This is a genomic window from Kitasatospora sp. MAA4, assembly GCF_029893355.1.
GTDB lineage: Bacteria > Actinomycetota > Actinomycetes > Streptomycetales > Streptomycetaceae > Kitasatospora.
In genome coordinates this window covers 178,348-196,239 of sequence record NZ_JARZAI010000007.1, presented here as the reverse complement: position 1 = coordinate 196,239, position 17,892 = coordinate 178,348, and the positions used below count along the sequence as shown (strand labels likewise).

At 71.5% G+C, this 17,892-nt stretch carries 11 protein-coding genes; 7 read left to right on the top strand and 4 right to left on the bottom strand.

Annotation, left to right across the window (positions count from 1 at the left end; genetic code table 11):
• Nucleotides 1-591: 591 nt before the first annotated feature.
• From P3T37_RS12485 to pyk, 7 genes are all read left to right on the top strand, one after another.
• On the top strand, nt 592-2,517 hold the full coding sequence (locus P3T37_RS12485) for an alpha-1,4-glucan--maltose-1-phosphate maltosyltransferase (RefSeq protein ID WP_280723610.1): 1,926 nt from the start codon (nt 592-594) through the stop codon (nt 2,515-2,517).
• On the top strand, nt 2,514-4,217 hold the full coding sequence (treS, locus tag P3T37_RS12480) for a maltose alpha-D-glucosyltransferase (protein WP_280723609.1): 1,704 nt from the start codon (nt 2,514-2,516) through the stop codon (nt 4,215-4,217). Before P3T37_RS12485 ends, treS begins: the two co-directional genes overlap by 4 nt.
• A gap of 229 nt (nt 4,218-4,446) precedes the next feature.
• Nucleotides 4,447-5,970, top strand: a complete 1,524-nt coding sequence (locus P3T37_RS12475; RefSeq protein ID WP_280723608.1) for a maltokinase — start codon at nt 4,447-4,449, stop codon at nt 5,968-5,970.
• 46 nt (nt 5,971-6,016) lie between these two features.
• Complete coding sequence (gene glgB / locus P3T37_RS12470; protein WP_348533236.1) at nt 6,017-8,389, top strand: 1,4-alpha-glucan branching enzyme; 2,373 nt, start codon at nt 6,017-6,019, stop codon at nt 8,387-8,389.
• A gap of 59 nt (nt 8,390-8,448) precedes the next feature.
• A complete protein-coding gene (gene pta, locus P3T37_RS12465; protein WP_280723607.1) occupies nt 8,449-10,587 on the top strand; it encodes a phosphate acetyltransferase in 2,139 nt (712 codons plus the stop codon).
• A complete protein-coding gene (locus P3T37_RS12460; RefSeq protein ID WP_280723606.1) occupies nt 10,584-11,792 on the top strand; it encodes an acetate kinase in 1,209 nt (402 codons plus the stop codon). Before pta ends, P3T37_RS12460 begins: the two co-directional genes overlap by 4 nt.
• Nucleotides 11,793-11,856: 64 nt before the next feature.
• Complete coding sequence (gene pyk / locus P3T37_RS12455) at nt 11,857-13,287, top strand: pyruvate kinase (protein WP_280723605.1); 1,431 nt, start codon at nt 11,857-11,859, stop codon at nt 13,285-13,287.
• Between the two features lie 57 nt (nt 13,288-13,344).
• On the opposite strand, the gene P3T37_RS12450 is transcribed toward pyk, so the two are convergent.
• From P3T37_RS12450 to P3T37_RS12435, 4 genes are all read right to left on the bottom strand, one after another.
• Nucleotides 13,345-14,751, bottom strand: coding sequence for a hypothetical protein (locus tag P3T37_RS12450; RefSeq protein WP_280723604.1), 1,407 nt, complete (start codon nt 14,749-14,751; stop codon nt 13,345-13,347).
• A complete protein-coding gene (locus tag P3T37_RS12445; protein ID WP_280723603.1) occupies nt 14,748-15,344 on the bottom strand; it encodes a DUF6114 domain-containing protein in 597 nt (198 codons plus the stop codon). Before P3T37_RS12445 ends, P3T37_RS12450 begins: the two co-directional genes overlap by 4 nt.
• 167 nt (nt 15,345-15,511) lie before the next feature.
• On the bottom strand, nt 15,512-16,156 hold the full coding sequence (locus P3T37_RS12440) for a DUF6230 family protein (RefSeq protein WP_280723602.1): 645 nt from the start codon (nt 16,154-16,156) through the stop codon (nt 15,512-15,514).
• A 611-nt stretch (nt 16,157-16,767) separates the two neighbouring features.
• Complete coding sequence (locus P3T37_RS12435) at nt 16,768-17,775, bottom strand: tetratricopeptide repeat protein (protein WP_280723601.1); 1,008 nt, start codon at nt 17,773-17,775, stop codon at nt 16,768-16,770.
• Between the last annotated feature and the right edge of the window lie 117 nt (nt 17,776-17,892).

Genomic DNA, 17,892 nt, shown 5'->3' with positions numbered 1-17,892 from the left:
GCAACACCTCCCCCTGACCCCCCATTAGCCCACTCGGCCGACGCGGCGTCCTCCCGCGTGTGCCAATGCGTGTCCTCAAACCTGCCCGGATCGTTCCCGGGGTGGGTCGGATCGCCCTCCGGGCGGGCCGCGAGGCCGCGCGCCGGGACGTGCGCCGTCTCGCACGTTCCGGACCATCGTGGGCGCCCGGAGTCGACCGGTCCCCCGGACACGGTGGTACGGGCAGGCTCCGATCGCTTGTCAGTCCCCCACCCAGCAGTCCTCCCGGTACTCCCCGGCCCTGGAACCGTCGTGGGAGCTGCCGCCGATCTCGGGCAGGAGTTTGGCATGCACGGCGACACACGGGATCAGTCCGCACTGGTAACCGAGGGGTTGGAGCCGTCCGGCGCCTACCTGTCAGATTCGGCCATAACGGGGGCGTCTGCGCTTCGCGCCCCCCGGACGGCCGAATCCGCGCCGAAGAAATCGACGAAACCGTCCACTCCCACTCCCGCCCGCACGCGCGCTGCCGCTACGCGCGCGACCAGCACGACAAAAACCGCCGCCCCGCGCAGGACCGCCGCCCCGCGCCGGACGAAAGAGAGCGACACGATGATCGGCCGCATCCCCGTCCTGGACGTCGCCCCGGTGGTGGACGCCGGCCGCCGCCCCGCCCGTGCGGTGGTCGGCGAGACGTTCCAGGTCAGCGCGACCGTCTTCCGCGAGGGCCACGACGCGGTCAACGCCAACGTGGTGCTGCGCGACCCCAAGGGACGCGGCGGCCAGTGGACCCCCATGCACGAGCTGTCCGCGGGCAGCGACCGCTGGGGCGCGGACGTCACCCCCACCGCCACAGGCCGCTGGACGTACACCGTCGAGGCCTGGAGCGACCCGGTGGCCACCTGGCGGCACACCGCCTGCGTCAAGCTGCCGACCGGCCTGGACACCTCGCTCGTCCTGGAGGAGGGCGCCCTGCTGCTGGAGCGCGCGGCGGCCGGCGTGCCCAAGAAGGACGGCCGGGCGCACGTACTGGCCGCCGTGGACGCGCTGCGCGACCCGGCGCTGCCCCCGCTCTCCCGGCTGGCGGTCGCGCTGGCACCCGAGGTCACCGACGTGCTCGCGCGCCACCCGCTGCGCGAACTGGTCAGCGCCTCCCGCCCACTGGCCCTGCAGGTAGAGCGGCAGCGGGCGCTGTTCGGCTCCTGGTACGAGTTCTTCCCCCGTTCGGAGGGCGCGACCCTGGATCCCCCACGCTCCGGTACCTTCCGAACCGCAGCCGAACGCCTCCCGGCGGTGGCCGCGATGGGCTTCGACGTGGTCTACCTGCCGCCGATTCACCCGATCGGGCTGGCCTACCGCAAGGGCCCGGAGAACACCCTGACGGCGGGTCCGCAGGACGTCGGCTCCCCGTGGGCGATCGGCTCGCCCGAGGGCGGCCACGACGCGATCCACCCGGACCTCGGCACCATCGAGGACTTCGACGCCTTCGTCGCCCGCGCCGCCGAGCTGCGCCTGGAGATCGCCCTGGACTTCGCCCTCCAGGCCTCCCCCGACCACCCCTGGGTCAACAAGCACCCCGAATGGTTCAGCCACCGCGCCGACGGCAGCATCGCCTACGCCGAGAACCCGCCGAAGAAGTACCAGGACATCTATCCGATCAACTTCGACCAGGACTTCGACGGGATCGTCAAGGAGACCCTGCGGCTGCTGCGGTACTGGATGGACCACGGCGTGCGGATCTTCCGGGTCGACAACCCGCACACCAAGCCGGTGGTCTTCTGGGAGAAGGTGATCGCCGACGTCAACCGCACCGATCCGGACGTGATCTTCCTGGCCGAGGCGTTCACCCGCCCGGCGATGATGCGCACGCTGGCCAAGGTCGGCTTCCAGCAGTCCTACACCTACTTCACCTGGCGCACCGGCAAGCAGGAGCTGACGGAGTACCTGACCGAGCTGTCCGGCGAGAGCGCGGCCTACATGCGGCCCAACTTCTTCGCCAACACCCCCGACATCCTGCCCCGCCACCTCCAGCACGCCGGGCCCGCCGCCTTCGCGCTGCGTGCCGTGCTGGCCGCCACCCTCTCGCCCAGCTACGGCGTCTACGCCGGTTACGAGCTGTGCGAGAACGCCCCCGCGTGCGAGGGCTCGGAGGAGTACGCCCGCTCCGAGAAGTACGAGCTGCGCCCGCGCGACTGGAGCCGCACCGGCTCCCTCGCCCCGCTGCTGACCACGCTCAACCGGCTCCGCCGCCGCCATCCGGCCCTCCAGGAACTGCGCAACCTGCGCTTCCACGCGACCGACAACGACCAGGTGATCGCCTATTCCAAGCGCACCGGCGAGGACCACGTGATCTGCGTGGTCAACCTCGACCCGAACACCGCGCAGGAGGCGACCGTCACCCTCGACGGCGACGACCCCCTCTCCGTGCACGACGAACTGACAGGCGCGACCTACATCTGGCACCGCCACAACTACGTCCGGCTCGACCCCTCGACGGCGCCGGCCCACCTCCTCACGGTTCGGAGGAACCCTCAGTGATTGTGAATGAGCCCGTCCACGACACCTTCGCGGACACCGAGAAGAAGGACCTGGACCCGGAGTGGTTCAAGCGTGCGGTCTTCTACGAGGTGCTGGTGCGGTCCTTCCAGGACAGCAACGGCGACGGTGTCGGCGACCTCAAGGGGCTCACCTCGAAGCTCGACTACCTGCAGTGGCTGGGAGTCGACTGCCTCTGGATCCCCCCCTTCTTCGCCTCCCCGCTGCGCGACGGCGGCTACGACGTGTCCGACTACAAATCGGTGCTGCCCGAGTTCGGCGACCTGGCCGACTTCGTGGAGTTCGTGGACGCCGCCCACAAGCGCGGCATGCGCGTGATCATCGACTTCGTGATGAACCACACCAGCGACCAGCACCCGTGGTTCCAGGCCTCGCGCAACGACCCGGACGGCCCGTACGGCGACTTCTACATGTGGGCCGACGACGACAAGCAGTACCCGGACGCGCGGATCATCTTCGTCGACACCGAGACCTCCAACTGGACCTACGACCCGGTCCGCAAGCAGTACTTCTGGCACCGGTTCTTCTCCCACCAGCCGGACCTGAACTACGACAACCCGCGGGTCCAGGAGGAGATGATCGGCGGCCTGCGGTTCTGGCTGGACCTGGGCATCGACGGGTTCCGGCTGGACGCGGTGCCGTACCTCTTCGCGCGCGAGGGCACCAACTGCGAGAACCTCCCGGAGACCCACGAGTTCCTGGCCCGGGTCCGCAAGGAGATCGACGCGGACTACCCGGACACCGTGCTGCTCGCCGAGGCCAACCAGTGGCCGGAGGACGTGGTCGACTACTTCGGCGACTTCGGCTCCGGCGGCGACGAGTGCCACATGGCGTTCCACTTCCCGGTGATGCCGCGGATCTTCATGGCGGTGCGGCGCGAGAGCCGCTACCCGGTGTCGGAAATCCTCGCCAAGACGCCGACCATCCCGTCCGGCTGCCAGTGGGGCATCTTCCTGCGCAACCACGACGAGCTGACCCTGGAGATGGTCACCGACGAGGAGCGCGACTACATGTACGCGGAGTACGCGAAGGACCCACGGATGCGGGCCAACGTGGGCATCCGCCGCCGGCTCGCGCCGCTGCTGGAGAACGACCGCAACCAGATCGAGCTCTTCACCGCCCTGCTGCTGTCACTGCCCGGCTCGCCGGTCCTCTACTACGGGGACGAGATCGGGATGGGCGACAACATCTGGCTGGGCGACCGGGACGGCGTTCGAACTCCCATGCAGTGGACGCCCGACCGCAACGCGGGTTTCTCCTCCGCCGACCCGGGCAGGCTCAGTCTGCCGCCCATCATGGATCCGGTGTACGGCTACCAGGTGACCAACGTCGAAGCGCAGCAGAGCAGTTCGTCCTCGCTGCTGCACTGGACGCGTCGGATGATCGAGATCCGCAAGCTCAACCCGGCCTTCGGCCTGGGCAGTTACACGGAACTCCCGTCGAGCAACCCGGCCGTGCTGGCCTTCGTGCGCGAGCACGAGGGGGATCTCGTGATGTGCGTGAACAACTTCTCCCGGTTCGCTCAGCCGACCGAGCTCGACCTGCGGCAGTACGGAGGCCGCTACCCGGTCGAGCTGATCGGCGGGGTGCGTTTCCCGTCGATCGGTGAGTGGCCGTACCTGCTCACTCTCGCGGGCCACGGCTTCTACTGGTTCCAGCTGCGCAAGCCCGGAGCGCAGTAACGATCCAGCTGGCTCCTGGTTCACCGTGGGGGCGCGCGAGTTCCGTCGCACGCCCCCAAACGGGCCGCGCGCCAGCAGGTACGGAGAACAGCCCAACGAGTACCCACTCTCAGGCGTGACACCCGAGTCTCCCTCGCGTGCCGCCGCAGCAGCACCGCCGAAATCCGGAAGACTGGCGGGCCCGGCCAGACCCGTCGGGTCGTCAGCCCGTTTCCGGGGAAAGGGAGCCATGTCGGAAATCTCCCGTTCTCAAGCCCACGTCCACCGCGACGCGGGTACCGCGCCACGCGGTCCGGGCGGGCCGCACGGTGCCGCGCCCCGCGGTGCCGGGGCATATGCCCCCGGTACGTACGGCAGCAGACCGCGCAGCAGCAGCTCGCTCGCGGTCGGAGAACTGGTTCAAGCCGCTCTGCCACTGATCGCCGCCTGGCTGCCCGGACAGCGGTGGTACGCCGGGAAGGGGCAGGCGATCACCGGGCTGCGCCCGCTCTCCGCCACGCCGCTGCTCACCGGCGACCCGGCGATGGTCCACCTGCTGCTGCGCGTCGAGCACGGCAGCAACGCGGACATCTACCAACTGCTGCTCGGCCTGCGCGCCGAGGCCCCGGCCGGACTCGGTCCGGACGCGCTGCTCGGCGGCCTCACGCACGGACCGTACGACGGCGCCGCGCTGTACGACGCGGTGCACGACCCGGAGCTGACCGGACGGCTGCTCGGCCATCTGGCCACCGCCGACCGCTTCGGCCCACTGGCGTTCCGCCGCACCCCGGGCCCCGGCCTGCCCAGCGACCTGCCGGGCCGCGCGGGCACCGCCGAACAGAGCAACACCTCGGTCATCTTCGGCACCTCCTTCATCCTCAAGCTCTTCCGCCGGATCAGCCCGGGCACCAATCCGGACCTCGAACTCTCGCTCGCCCTGTCGCGGGCCGGCAGCACCCGGATCCCCCGGGTGGCGGCCTGGTTCGAGAGCCGGATGGAGGCCACCGAACCGGCCACCCTGGGCCTGCTGCAGCGGTTCCTGCCGGACGCGGAGGACGGCTGGGAGCTGGCACTCGACCAGGTGGCCAGGCTCAAGGGCGATCCGAGCCCGGGCAACTTCGCGGTCGAGGCGCACCGGCTCGGGCGGGCCACCGCCGAGGTGCACCGGGTGCTGGCCCGCGCGCTGCCGGTCGCCCGGCTGGACCGCGAGGAGACCGTCCGGCTGGCCACCGCGATGGCCGAGCGCCTGGACGTGGCGGCGGCGGCCGTCCCGGCCCTGCGCCGCTACCGGCCCGCCCTGCACACCGCCTTCCGCCAGCTGACGGCCGATCATCTGACCGGGCTGACGGTCCAGCGGATCCACGGCGACCTGCACCTCGGCCAGGCGATGCGCACCCCGCACGGCTGGGTCCTGCTCGACTTCGAGGGCGAGCCGGCCAAGTCGGTGGCCGAGCGTCGGCTGCCGCAACCCGCGCTGCGGGACGTCGCGGCGATGCTGCGCTCGTTCGACTACGCGGCGGCGCACCTGCTGGCCGGGGCCGAGCCGGATCCGGAGCTGGCGCACCTCGCGGCCAGCTGGGCGGCGCGCAACCGGACGGCGTACTGCGCCGGCTACACCGCCGCCGGGGGGACCGATCCGGCGAGCTCCCCGGAGCTGCTGCGGGCGCTGGAGATCGACAAGGCGGTGTACGAGGTGGTGTACGAGGCGCGGCACCGGCCGGGCTGGCTGCCGATCCCGCTCACCGCGATCCACCGGCTCGCCACCGCACCCTGACCTGCCCAACCACCGGAAACCCGCCCCCTGCCTGGAGGACCCCGCCGTGGCTCCGCTCGACCGCACCAACCCGACCGTGCCCGCCACCTTCCTCCCAGAGGGCGGTTCCCGGCCGCGCGCGCAGAGCCCCCGGCAGAGCGCACCCACGCCGACGCCGCCCGCGCCCGTGCTGCCCGCGCCCGCCGTACCGGAGCCCGAGGGTCCGGCGGTCGCGGCCGCCGTACGCCCGCTGCGGCTGGCCGAGGCCCCGCTGCCGCCCGCCGAGATCGACCGCCTGGTCAGCGGCTCGCATCACGACCCGCACGCCCTGCTCGGCGCGCACCCCGTCACCGGCGGCACCGCGATCCGGGTGCTGCGCCCGCTGGCCGACCGGGTCACGCTCGAAACGGCGTACGGACCGGCGGAGTTGACGCACCAGCAGGCCGGCCTCTTCACCGGCATGCTGCCCGGCTCGGCGATCCCGGCCTACCGGCTGCGGGTCAGCTACCCCGGCTGCGAGCCGCTCACCCAGGACGACGGCTACCGGATGCCGCCCACGCTGGGCGAGTTGGACCTGCACCTGATCCGCGAGGGCCGGCACGAGCAGCTCTGGCAGGCGCTCGGCTCGCACGTGCGCACCGTCGACGGCGTCACCGGAACCGCGTTCGCCGTCTGGGCGCCGAACGCGGTCGGGGTGCGGCTGGTCGGCGACTTCAACCACTGGGACGGCACCGGCTGCCCGATGCGCTCGCTCGGCTCCTCGGGCGTCTGGGAGCTGTTCCTGCCCGGGGTCCTCGACGGCGCCGTGTACAAGTACGAACTGCGCACCCGGGACGGCCGGTTGATCCAGAAGGCCGACCCGATGGCGCGGGCCGCCCAGTGCCCGCCGGAGACCGCCTCCCGGGTCTACACCTCCGACTACCACTGGGAGGACGGCGACTGGCTGGACCGCCGCTCCCGGATGCACCACCACCGGGCGCCGATGTCGGTCTACGAGCTGCACCTCGCCTCCTGGCGGCCGGGCCTGGGCTACCGCCAGCTCGCCGAACAACTGCCCGAGTACCTGCGGTCGTTGAACTTCACCCACGTGGAGTTCATGCCGGTGATGGAGCACCCCTTCGGCGGCTCCTGGGGCTACCAGGTCTCCGGCTTCTACGCCCCGACCGCCCGGCTCGGCAGCCCGGACGACTTCAAGTACCTGATCGACACGCTGCACCGGGCCGGCATCGGGGTGATCGTCGACTGGGTGCCCGCGCACTTCCCCAAGGACGACTTCGCGCTGGCCCGCTTCGACGGCGAGCCGCTCTACGAGCCGGCCGACCCGCTGCGCGCCGAACACCCCGACTGGGGCACCCTGGAGTTCGACTACGGCCGCACCGAGGTCCGCAACTTCCTGGTCGCCAACGCGGTGTACTGGTGCGAGGAGTTCCACATCGACGGCCTGCGGGTCGACGCCGTCGCCTCGATGCTCTACCTAGACTACTCGCGCGAGGGCGGCGCCTGGACGCCCAACCAGTACGGCGGCCGGGAGAACCTGGACGCCGCCTCGTTCCTCCAGGAGATGAACGCCACCGTCTACCGGCGCTGCCCCGGCGTGGTCACCATCGCCGAGGAGTCCACCGCCTGGGACGGCGTCACCCGGCCCACCAACAGCGGCGGCCTGGGCTTCGGCCTGAAATGGAACATGGGCTGGATGCACGACTCGCTGGTCTACATCTCCAAGGAGCCGGTGCACCGCAAGTTCCACCACAACGAGATCACCTTCTCGATGGTGTACGCCTACTCGGAGAACTACGTGCTGCCGATCTCGCACGACGAGGTGGTGCACGGCAAGCAGGCGCTGGTCTCCAAGATGCCCGGCGACTGGTGGCAGCAGCGCGCCAACCACCGGGCGTACCTGGGCTTCATGTGGTCCCACCCGGGCAAGCAACTGCTCTTCATGGGACAGGAGTTCGCCCAGGGAGCCGAGTGGGACCACGAGAGCGGCCCGCAGTGGTGGGTGCTGGAGGAGGGCTGGCCGGCCGCCGAGGAGCACCGCGGCGCGCAGCGCCTGGTCGGCGATCTCAACCGGGTCTACCTCGCCAACCCGGCGCTCTGGGAGCAGGACACCACCCCGGACGGCTTCCGCTGGCTGGACGGCGGCGCGGCCGACGACAACCTGCTCTCCTTCGTCCGGTACGCCGCCGACGGCTCACCGCTGGTCGTGGTCTGCAACTTCTCGCCGGTGGTCCGGCACGCCTACCGGGTCGGCCTGCCCACCCTGGGCACCGCCGACCAGCTCTGGACCGAGGTGCTCAACACCGACGCCGAGACCTACGGCGGCAGCGGCGTCGGCAACTCCCACCCCGTCAAGGCCGAGGCCGTCGCCTGGAACGGCCAGGCCCGCAGCGCCGAACTGATCCTGCCTCCGCTGGCGACCCTCTGGCTGCGCCCGGCCTGAAAGTCCCCCAAAGGTATGGTCGGGTCTGACCGACCGGCATTCCGAACGGAGAGACTCGCGTGGCCCGCAGCGTGTACGTGACCGGGATCGACCGCGGCGACGGCCGACAGGCGGTGGAGCTGGGCGTGATGGAGCTGCTCACCCGCCAGGTGGACCGGGTCGGGATCTTCCGCCCGCTGGTGCACGCCGCGGCACCGGGCGAGCCGGGCACCGACCATGTGGTCGAACTGCTCCGGGCCCGCTACCGGCTCGACCTGCCGGCCACCGAGCTCTACGGCCTCACCTACGAGGAGGCGGCCGCGCTCCAGGCCGCGCAGGGACAGGACGAGCTGGTCAGCACCCTGGTCGACCGGTTCCGCGCGGTGGAGCGCTCCTGCCAGACGGTGCTGGTGCTCGGAACCGACTTCGCGGACACCAACATCCCCGACGAGCTGGCCTTCAACGCCCGGCTCGCCAACGAGTTCGGCGCCTGGGTGCTGCCGGTGGTCGGCGGCCACCACCAGGACCCGGAGGCCGTGGTCGCCGAGGTGCGCAACGCGCACCGCGCCTACACCGACCTCGGCTGCTCGACGCTGGCCATGGTCGCCAACCGGGTCGCGCCGAGCGCCAAGCAGCAGGTGCTGCGCGGGCTCGTCGCCAAGCTGCCGGTCCCCGCGTACGTGCTGCCCGAGGAGCCCGCGCTCGCCGCGCCGACCGTCGCCCAGCTGGTCGAGGCGACCGGCGCCGAGGTGCTGCTCGGCGACGCGGCCGGGCTGGCCCGGGACGTCCGGAGCTTCGTCTTCGGCGGCGCGATGCTGCCGAGCTTCCTCCCCGCGCTGACCGAGGGCGCGCTGGTGGTCACCCCCGGGGACCGGGCCGACCTGCTGATCGGCTCGCTCGCCGCCCACTCGGCCGGCGCCCCGCCGATCGCCGGCGTTCTGCTGACGCTCGGCCAGCACCCCGGTCCGAACGTCATGGCGCTGGCCGCCCGGCTCGCCCCCGGCACGCCGGTGGCCGTCGTCCCCGAGGGCAGCTGGCCCACCGCCGCCACCCTGACGCACTTGGAGGGCCGACTCACCGCGGCCAGCCCGCGGAAGGCCGAGATCGCGCTGGGCCTGTTCGAACTGCACGTCGACACCGCCGAGTTGACCAACCGGATCGAGCTGAGCCGGTCCGAGCGGGTGACCCCGATGATGTTCGAGCACGAGTTGCTGGAGCGGGCTCGCGCGCGAAGGCAACATGTGGTGCTGCCGGAGGGCGCCGAGGAGCGGGTGCTGCGGGCCACCGAGATCCTGCTGCGCCGCAACATCTGCGACCTCACGCTGCTCGGCGAGGTGGACGCGGTCCGCCGCAAGGCCGCGAGCCTGGGCATCGCGCTGCCCCAGGAGGACGCCGCCGGCGAGGAGGCCGCCGACCGGTCCAGGGTCCGGATCGTCGACCCGGCCACCAGCCCGCTGCGCCAGCGCTTCGCCGAGCTCTACGCCGAACTGCGCGCGCACAAGGGGATGACCGTCGAGCTGGCCCTGGACGTGGTCACCGACGTCAGCTACTTCGGCACCCTGATGGTCCAGGAGGGCATCGCCGACGGGATGGTCTCCGGCGCCGTGCACTCCACCGCGGCCACCATCCGCCCGGCGTTCGAGGTGATCAAGACCGCCCCGGGCGCGGCGATCGTCTCCTCGGTCTTCTTCATGTGCCTGGCCGACCGGGTGCTGGTCTACGGCGACTGCGCGGTCAACCCCGACCCGGACGCCCAGCAGCTGGCCGACATCGCGATCCAGTCCGCCGAGACGGCCGCGCAGTTCGGCGTCGAGCCGCGGATCGCGATGCTCTCGTACTCCACCGGCACCTCCGGTTCGGGCGCGGACGTGGACAAGGTCCGCAAGGCCACCGAGCTGGTCCGGGCGCTGCGCCCCGACCTGCTGGTGGACGGCCCGATCCAGTACGACGCGGCGGTGGACGCCCGGGTGGCGCAGACCAAGCTGCCGGGCTCCGCGGTGGCCGGGCGGGCGACCGTGCTGATCTTCCCCGACCTGAACACCGGCAACAACACCTACAAGGCCGTCCAGCGCTCGGCCGGCGCGGTGGCGGTCGGCCCGGTGCTGCAGGGCCTGCGCAAGCCGGTCAACGACCTGTCCCGGGGCGCCCTGGTGCAGGACATCGTGAACACCGTGGCGATCACCGCCATCCAGTCCCAGCCCTCGAAGGGGTCCGCATGAGTGAGGCGACCCGGGTGCTGGTGCTCAACGCCGGTTCCTCGTCCGTCAAGTACCAGCTGATCGACATGGTCGACGGCGAGCGGCTGGCGGCCGGGCTGGTGGAGCGGATCGGCGAGAGCGCCGGGCGGCTGGTGCACACCCCGCACGGCGGCGGCCCGCGGCGCGAGTCGGTGCAGGCCTTCCCCGACCACTCCAGCGGTCTCAAGGCGATGGCCGAGGAGCTGGCGGCGGACGGCGTCGGCCTGGACTCCCCGCAGCTGGCCGCCTTCGGCCACCGCGTGGTGCACGGCGGGCAGCGGTTCACCGCGCCGACCGTGGTCACCGACGAGGTGCTGACCGAGATCCGCCGACTGGTCCCGGTGGCGCCGCTGCACAATCCGGCCAACATCATCGGCATCGAGGTGGCCCGCGCGCTGCGCCCCGACCTGCCGCAGGTCGCGGTCTTCGACACCGCCTTCCACACCACCGTCCCGGAGTACGCGGCCCGCTACGCGATCGACCGGAAGATCGCCGACGAGCACCGGGTGCGCCGCTACGGCTTCCACGGCACCTCCCACCAGTACGTCTCGCGGGCCACCGCGCGGCTGCTCGGCAGGGACCCCGCCGAGGTGAACGTGATCGTGCTGCACCTGGGCAACGGCGGCTCGGCCTCGGCGGTGGCCGGCGGCGTCTGCGTGGAGACCTCGATGGGCCTGACCCCGCTGGAGGGCCTGGTGATGGGCACCCGCTCGGGCGACGTCGACCCGGGCGTGATCTTCCACCTGCACCGGGTCGGCGGCCTGAGCGTGGACGAGATCGACGACCTGCTCAACCGCCGCAGCGGGCTGCTGGGCCTGTGCGGGGACAACGACATGCGCGAGGTGCTGCGCCGCGCGGCCGAGGGGGACGCCGAGGCGGAGCTGGCGTTCCGGGCGTACGTGCACCGGCTGCGCAAGTACATCGGCGCCTACTACGCGGTGCTCGGCCGGGTGGATGCGATCGCCTTCACGGCGGGGGTCGGCGAAAACGCGGCTCCGGTACGGGAGGCTGCCACCGCGGGCCTGGACAGCCTGGGAATCGCGGTGGACACCGAGCTGAACTCGGTCCGCTCCGGCGAGGCCCGGGTGATCTCGCCCGCGTACGCCCGGGTCACGGTCGCCGTGGTGCCCACCGACGAGGAGTTGGAGATCGCCCAGCAGGCCTTCGCCCTGGTCCGCACGGCCTAGCGGGTCCGGAATCGGAGGTTTCTCCCAATCCCCGGGAATAACTCGTACGGATAGGATCATCGATATGCGCCGAGCGAAAATTGTCTGCACCCTGGGTCCTGCGACGGACTCCTACGAACAGTTGAAGGCCATCGTCGAAGCGGGCATGAACGTCGCCCGCCTCAACATGAGCCACGGCTCCCACGCGGAGCACGAGGAGCGGTACCGCAAGGTCCGCCAGGTGTCCGAGGACACCGGCCGCACCATCGGTGTGCTGGCCGACCTGCAGGGCCCCAAGATCCGTCTGGCGACCTTCGCCAACGGACCGGTGACCGTTGACAACGGCGACACGTTCACCATCACCACCGAGGACGTCCCCGGTGACCAGCACATCTGCGGCACCACCTACAAGGGCCTGCCCGGCGACGTGAAGCCCGGCGACCCGGTTCTGATCAACGACGGCGTCATCGCCCTGGAGGTCGTCAGCGTCGACGGCCCGCGGGTGAAGACCGTGGTCGTCGAGGGCGGCGTGCTCTCGAACAACAAGGGCATCAACCTGCCGGGTGCCGCGGTCAACGTGCCCGCGCTCTCCGAGAAGGACAAGGACGACCTGCGCTTCGCGCTTCGCCTGGGCGTCGACATGGTCGCGCTCTCCTTCGTCCGCAACGCCGGCGACATCGACGACGTGCACAAGGTGATGGACGAGGTCGGCATCCGCGTCCCGGTCATCGCCAAGATCGAGAAGCCGCAGGCCGTCGAGGCGATGGAGGAGATCGTCCTCGCCTTCGACGCCATCATGGTGGCCCGTGGCGACCTCGCCGTCGAGTACCCGCTGGAGCGGGTGCCGCTGGTCCAGAAGCAGCTGATCACGCTGGCCCGCCGCAACGCCAAGCCGGTCATCGTCGCCACCCAGATGATGGAGTCGATGATCCACGCCTCGCGGCCGACCCGCGCCGAGGCCTCGGACGTCGCCAACGCCATCCTGGACGGCGCGGACGCGGTGATGCTCTCCGCCGAGTCCAGCGTCGGCAAGTTCCCGGTCGAGACGGTCAAGACCATGAGCCGGATCTGCGAGACGGCCGAGGAGGAGATGGTCAGCCAGGGCCTGCAGCCGCTCAACCCGGGCCGCAAGCCGCGCACCCAGGGCGGCTCGATCGCCCGCGCCGCCTGCGAGCTGGGCGACTTCCTGAACGCCGAGGCGCTGGTGGCCTTCACCAAGTCCGGTGACACCGCCCGCCGGCTCTCCCGCTACCGCTCGCCGATCCCGGTGATCGCGTTCACGCCGGACGTCGCCACCCGCAACCAGCTCGCGCTGAGCTGGGGCGTCGAGGCGTACGTGACCGAGCAGGTGGGCTCGACCGACGCGATGGTGCTCCAGGTCGACCAGGAGCTGCTGGCCCTCAAGCAGCTGAACGAGGGCGACACCGTCATCGTCACCGCCGGCTCGCCCCCCGGCGTGCCCGGCAACACCAACATGGTCCAGGTGCACCACCTGGGGCAGCGCGCCGGTCGCTGACCCACGCGAAGGGCCCCCGCCACGTCGTGGCGGGGGCCCTTTTCGCGTACGGACGGATCAATGGCCGTACGGGGTGTCGTCGTTGTAGAGGTGCATGCCGGGGATGTGCAGCGTGCCGCCGAACTGGCCGGCCTGGATCGCCGTCACCTTGGTCAGCGCCATGTCGATCGGGATCGGGACCGCGCCGATCAGGTTGAAGAGCCAGGTGGGCAGCGTGTCGGGGGTGATGGTGATCGCCCCGAGGTCCGGCAGCGGGATGCCGTAGAGCGAGGCGAGGTCGCCGCTCAGGCTCTCCACGTACATCACGATCGGCCCCTGCCGCATGGTCGAGGTGCTGCCGGGGGCGCCCTGGACGTGGAAGGTCTGGGCGTGGCCGTTGATCGCGGTGTTCTCGATTGTCGACATGTCGAGGTTCTCGATGTCCACCGAGCTGACGGTGAACTTCAGCACCCGCTTGGTGGTGGTCGGCGTCTTCACCTCGTAGACACCTCCGAAGACCGCGCCGTAGAGCGAGAGCCGGCTCGTGCCGAGCGTCCAGTTCTGGTCGGGGACCACCTGGCCGGACTGCGCGGAGGCGGCGGCCACCCGGCTGCTGTCCACGGCGCAGTTCGGGGCGGCGTTGCCGGCCGCCAGCTCGTGGGCGGCGGCCGAGGGCGCGGCGGTGCCGGTCGGCAGCGGCGTGGCGCCCGGCGTGGCCGGAGCACTGTGCGCGCTGCCCGCGGCGGGCGCGGTGGTGGGCGCGGACGAGGGGGCGGCGGCCGGGGCGGACGAGGGAGCGGCGGGCGCGACGGGCGCTTGGGACGGCGCAGCGGAGGTCGGCTGCGTGGTCGGTGCCGCGGTCGTCGGCGCCGCGGTGGGCGTCGAGGTCGGCGAGTGGGTGGCCGGCGGCGGGGTGGGCGTCGCCTTCGGGGTCGCGGTGGGCGCGTTGGTGGTGTTCGGGGTGCTGGTGCTGTTGGTGCTGTTCTGGTGGTTGGGGTCGAAGATCCCGGTGATGCCGTTGATGATGCCGCCGAGGAGGTCCTGGCTCTGTTCCGGCGCGACGGCTGCGGCCTGGACCACCTGGGTCGCGGCGGCGGTCTTCTGCGCCGTGCTCGCGGTCGGGGCGACCTTCGCGGCGGCGACGGGGGCGACGGGGGTGACGAAGGCCGCGCTGACCGCCGTGCCGCCCGCCGTCGTGCTGGTCGAGGCCCGGGTCGGGTCGGGGACGGGCGTGAGCTGGCTCTTGGGGACCGGGGTCACCGTCACCGGCGCGCTGTCCGGAGCGCTCGCACAGGTCTTGCCGCTGGTGGTGGCGGCCGCCGCGAGGTTCGGGACGACGCTGCTGCTCATCAGCAGAGCGGTCGGCACGGCAGCGAGAGCCAGCAGCCGCGCGCGGTTGCGTCCGCTGACGCGCGGGGCCGCGTGGCGAGGGCCGCCGGCACGCCGCTGGGCGCCTGCGGTCGGCTGCTCGTCCCCGCCGCTCACCGGAGCTCCCCCGGCTGCGAGGTCGGGCCGGCCTCGGTGGTCTGAACGGGCGCGGCCTCGGACTCGGGCGCCTCGGCCTGGTACGGCACCACCTGGTAGCCGAGCGGCTCCTCCTCGGCCGCGACCGAAGCGGCGGCCGCCTCGTCAGCGGCGGCGGCGACGGCGGCGGCGGCGACGGCCGGCTGCTCCTTCAGCGGGGCCCAGGAGCAGAGCAGCCCACCGGCGAGGAGGCCCAGGATCAGGCCCATCCCGAAGCCGCCCAGGTTGGAGACCGGGATGGAGATCAGCGCGAGGATGGTGACACCCACGCCGCAGAACACCCGGACCAGCGGCTGGAACCACGCGCTGATCCCGAGCACCATCATCAGCAGGCCGATGATCATCGAGCCGGCGCCCGCGGTCGTCGACATCGCGACGGTCAGGCCGCCGAGCGTCAGGTGCGCGTACGGGAAGTAGAGGATCGGGAGGCCACCGATTACGGCCAGGAGGCCACCCCAGAAGGGCCGGGTGCGGCGCCAGGCCCGGAACCGCAGCCGCAGTCTGGAGAAGCCGTCTGCGGGCTCGGGCCAAGCCTGGGCGGTTGCGCTGGTCACGATGGAACTCCTCGATGGTCTGTCCGAGGTGAAGAAGTCTGGATGTGCGGCAGGGGGCGGCTCGTACGCGCCGCCCCCCGACCGCCCGGACCGGCTCTCGCCGGCCTCGGGCCGTCCCCACGGATCCCCTGGGCCGGCGTGCGGCCTGACGGATCGTCAGTGACGGCTCAGTAGCACTCGACGCCCGCGCCGGAGCCCTGCTTGATGTTCAGGTTCAGGCCGTTGAGCACGAAGGTGCCCGCCGAGGTGGCGTAGGCCGTCTGCTGGACGTTGCTGAGCTCGGCCGCGTCGGCGGCCTGGGCGAAGCCCTGGGCACCGGTGGGCAGGCCGTGGCCCATCTTGTCCTTCCAGCCCGCGGTGGCGGAGCCACTGAGGGTGGAGGCGTCCTGGCCGATGTTGATGTTGGTGAACGTGGCGTCGGCCTTCAGCTGGTTCAGGTCGATCAGCAGGTTGCTGGCCTGAACCGGCTTGGCGGCGTCCTGACCCGCGTTCAGCACCAGGGTCCACTTGCCGAGCGGGCCGAGGTCGGTGACCACGGACTGGCAGAGGTTCTGGATGGTGGCCTTGTCGAAGGCGGAGACGGCGACCACGTGCGGGGTGCCGTTGGTCTCCACGTCGACCGAGCCGAACTGGGCGAAGTTCGTGCCCTTGAGGTCAGAGGTGGTGACCTTGAAGCTCTGGCCGGAAACGCTGAACGACGCGGCCAGCGCGCTGTCTGCGAGGCTGATGCCGATCGCGGCGGTCGCGGCGATGCTGGGCAGCATCACCAGGGCGAAGCGCTTCCAGCGGGTCTTGCCAAAAGTCTGGGACATGCGTGTCCTCCTTCTCGGACGTACATCTCCGGGCAGGTCCGGCGCGGGGAGCGCTGGTCCCGTCCTGGGATGGGAGACGAACTACGTCCTCGGTAACGGAGAGCGCCATCGCGGGCAGAGCCGAACGACCGGCGATCACCCCCGAGCGACAACCAAACGACCGCGCGGAGTGCGCGACCGGAGGAAGCACAGGATCCGCCGTGGGTGCGGATACCCCCCTGTCCTCCCAGCCGCCGGACTGCTCCGACGACTACCCGGTGGGGATCCCGCACCGCACGTGTCCGACAGGCTGCCGGAGGGTGAAGTGAGGGACCAGGCGTGGCCGATCGTGCTGGAATCCCGGCCGAAGCACAAGAGGTGCATTACTGACGGGTAATCCAACAGCCAAGTGGTTTGCATCTGAGCTGGCCATGACATCAACGCAGAGTGATCATATGCGGAGTCAGCACCGGGGAAATCTCGTGGAAACACGGCGGAAACACCGCCGGGCGGTCACCTGAGGTGACCACCCGGCGGTGTTGTCAAGATTTGATAAACCTACGCCGATTCATCAGATTGTCGTCAAATCACCGACGACACCGCAGGTCACCTGCCGTGCCACCGGAGGCCCGTCAGAAGAGCACGCGGGCCAGTGCGCTGCGGGCCGCGGTCACCCGCGGGTCGTCCGGACCGATCACCTCGAAGAGCTCCAGCAGGCGCAGCCGCACGGTGTCCCGGTCCGCGCCGAAGGTGCGTCCGACGGTCTGCACCAGGCGCCCGAAGGCGTCCTCGACATGACCGCCCACCAGGTCCAGGTCCGCGGCGTCCAGCTGGGCCGGCACCGAGGCCGGGTCGGCCGCGGCGGCGGCCCGGACGGCCTGCGGGTCCAGCGTCTCCACCCGGCGCAGCAACTGCGCCTGGGCCAGACCGAGCTGGGCCTCGACGTTGCCGGGCTGGTCGGCCAGCACGTTCTGGTACGCCTGGATCGCGCCGCCCAGGTCACCCTGGTCCAGCGCGTCGTGCGCGGCGGAGAGCGCCAGGTCCTCGGGGGACATGGCCTGCGGACGCGCCGACTCGCCGTCGCCCTCAGCGGGGGCCGCCCCCGAGGCGCCGACGATGCCGAAGCGCTGCTCGGCCACCGCGATCAGCTGGTCGAGGATCTTGCGGACGTTCGCCTCGTTCTCCGCGCCCTGGAAGAGCGGGACCAACTGGCCGGCCACCACGGCCATCACGGCCGGGATGCCCTGGATGCCGAACTGCTCGGCGATCAGCTGGTTGCGGTCCACGTCGATCTTGGCGAGCACGATCCGGCCGGCGTACTCCTCGGCCAGACGCTCCAGGATCGGGCTGAGCTGCTTGCACGGGCCGCACCACTCGGCCCAGAAGTCGACGACGACCGGGACCTCGGCGGACCGCTGGACCACCTCGTCCTCGAAGGTGGCCTCGTCGACGTCGATGACGAGCGGGTAGGCCGGGCCGGGGACCTCGACGCCGGACGCCTCGGCGGCGGCCGCCTGCCGGGCGCGTTCGGCGCGGGCCTGCTCGGCCTTCTGCGCGGCCTCGCCGGCCGCCTTCACCGCGGCGAGGTCGACCGCGCCGCGCAGGGCGGCGCTGTTCAGATGCGTGTTCCGTGGCTGCATGGCACTATCCTCCCCCGTCCGCGCGAATGCCGGGCACCATCCGCCGGGAAAGTCCGCCGCGGGCTGGTGCGCGCGCGCCGGACGCCGCTCCGGCTGGAGCCCGTCTCCCCTGTAGCC

What these genes read in the sequence shown, in the direction of transcription:
- P3T37_RS12485 (WP_280723610.1), top strand. Translation starts at nt 592, where the DNA reads ATGATCGGCCGCATCCCCGTCCTGGACGTCGCCCCGGTGGTGGACGCC.
- P3T37_RS12475 (WP_280723608.1), top strand. Translation starts at nt 4,447, where the DNA reads ATGTCGGAAATCTCCCGTTCTCAAGCCCACGTCCACCGCGACGCGGGT.
- P3T37_RS12460 (WP_280723606.1), top strand. Translation starts at nt 10,584, where the DNA reads ATGAGTGAGGCGACCCGGGTGCTGGTGCTCAACGCCGGTTCCTCGTCC.
- pyk (WP_280723605.1), top strand. Translation starts at nt 11,857, where the DNA reads ATGCGCCGAGCGAAAATTGTCTGCACCCTGGGTCCTGCGACGGACTCC.
- P3T37_RS12440 (WP_280723602.1), bottom strand. Translation starts at nt 16,156, where the DNA reads ATGTCCCAGACTTTTGGCAAGACCCGCTGGAAGCGCTTCGCCCTGGTG.
- P3T37_RS12435 (WP_280723601.1), bottom strand. Translation starts at nt 17,775, where the DNA reads ATGCAGCCACGGAACACGCATCTGAACAGCGCCGCCCTGCGCGGCGCG.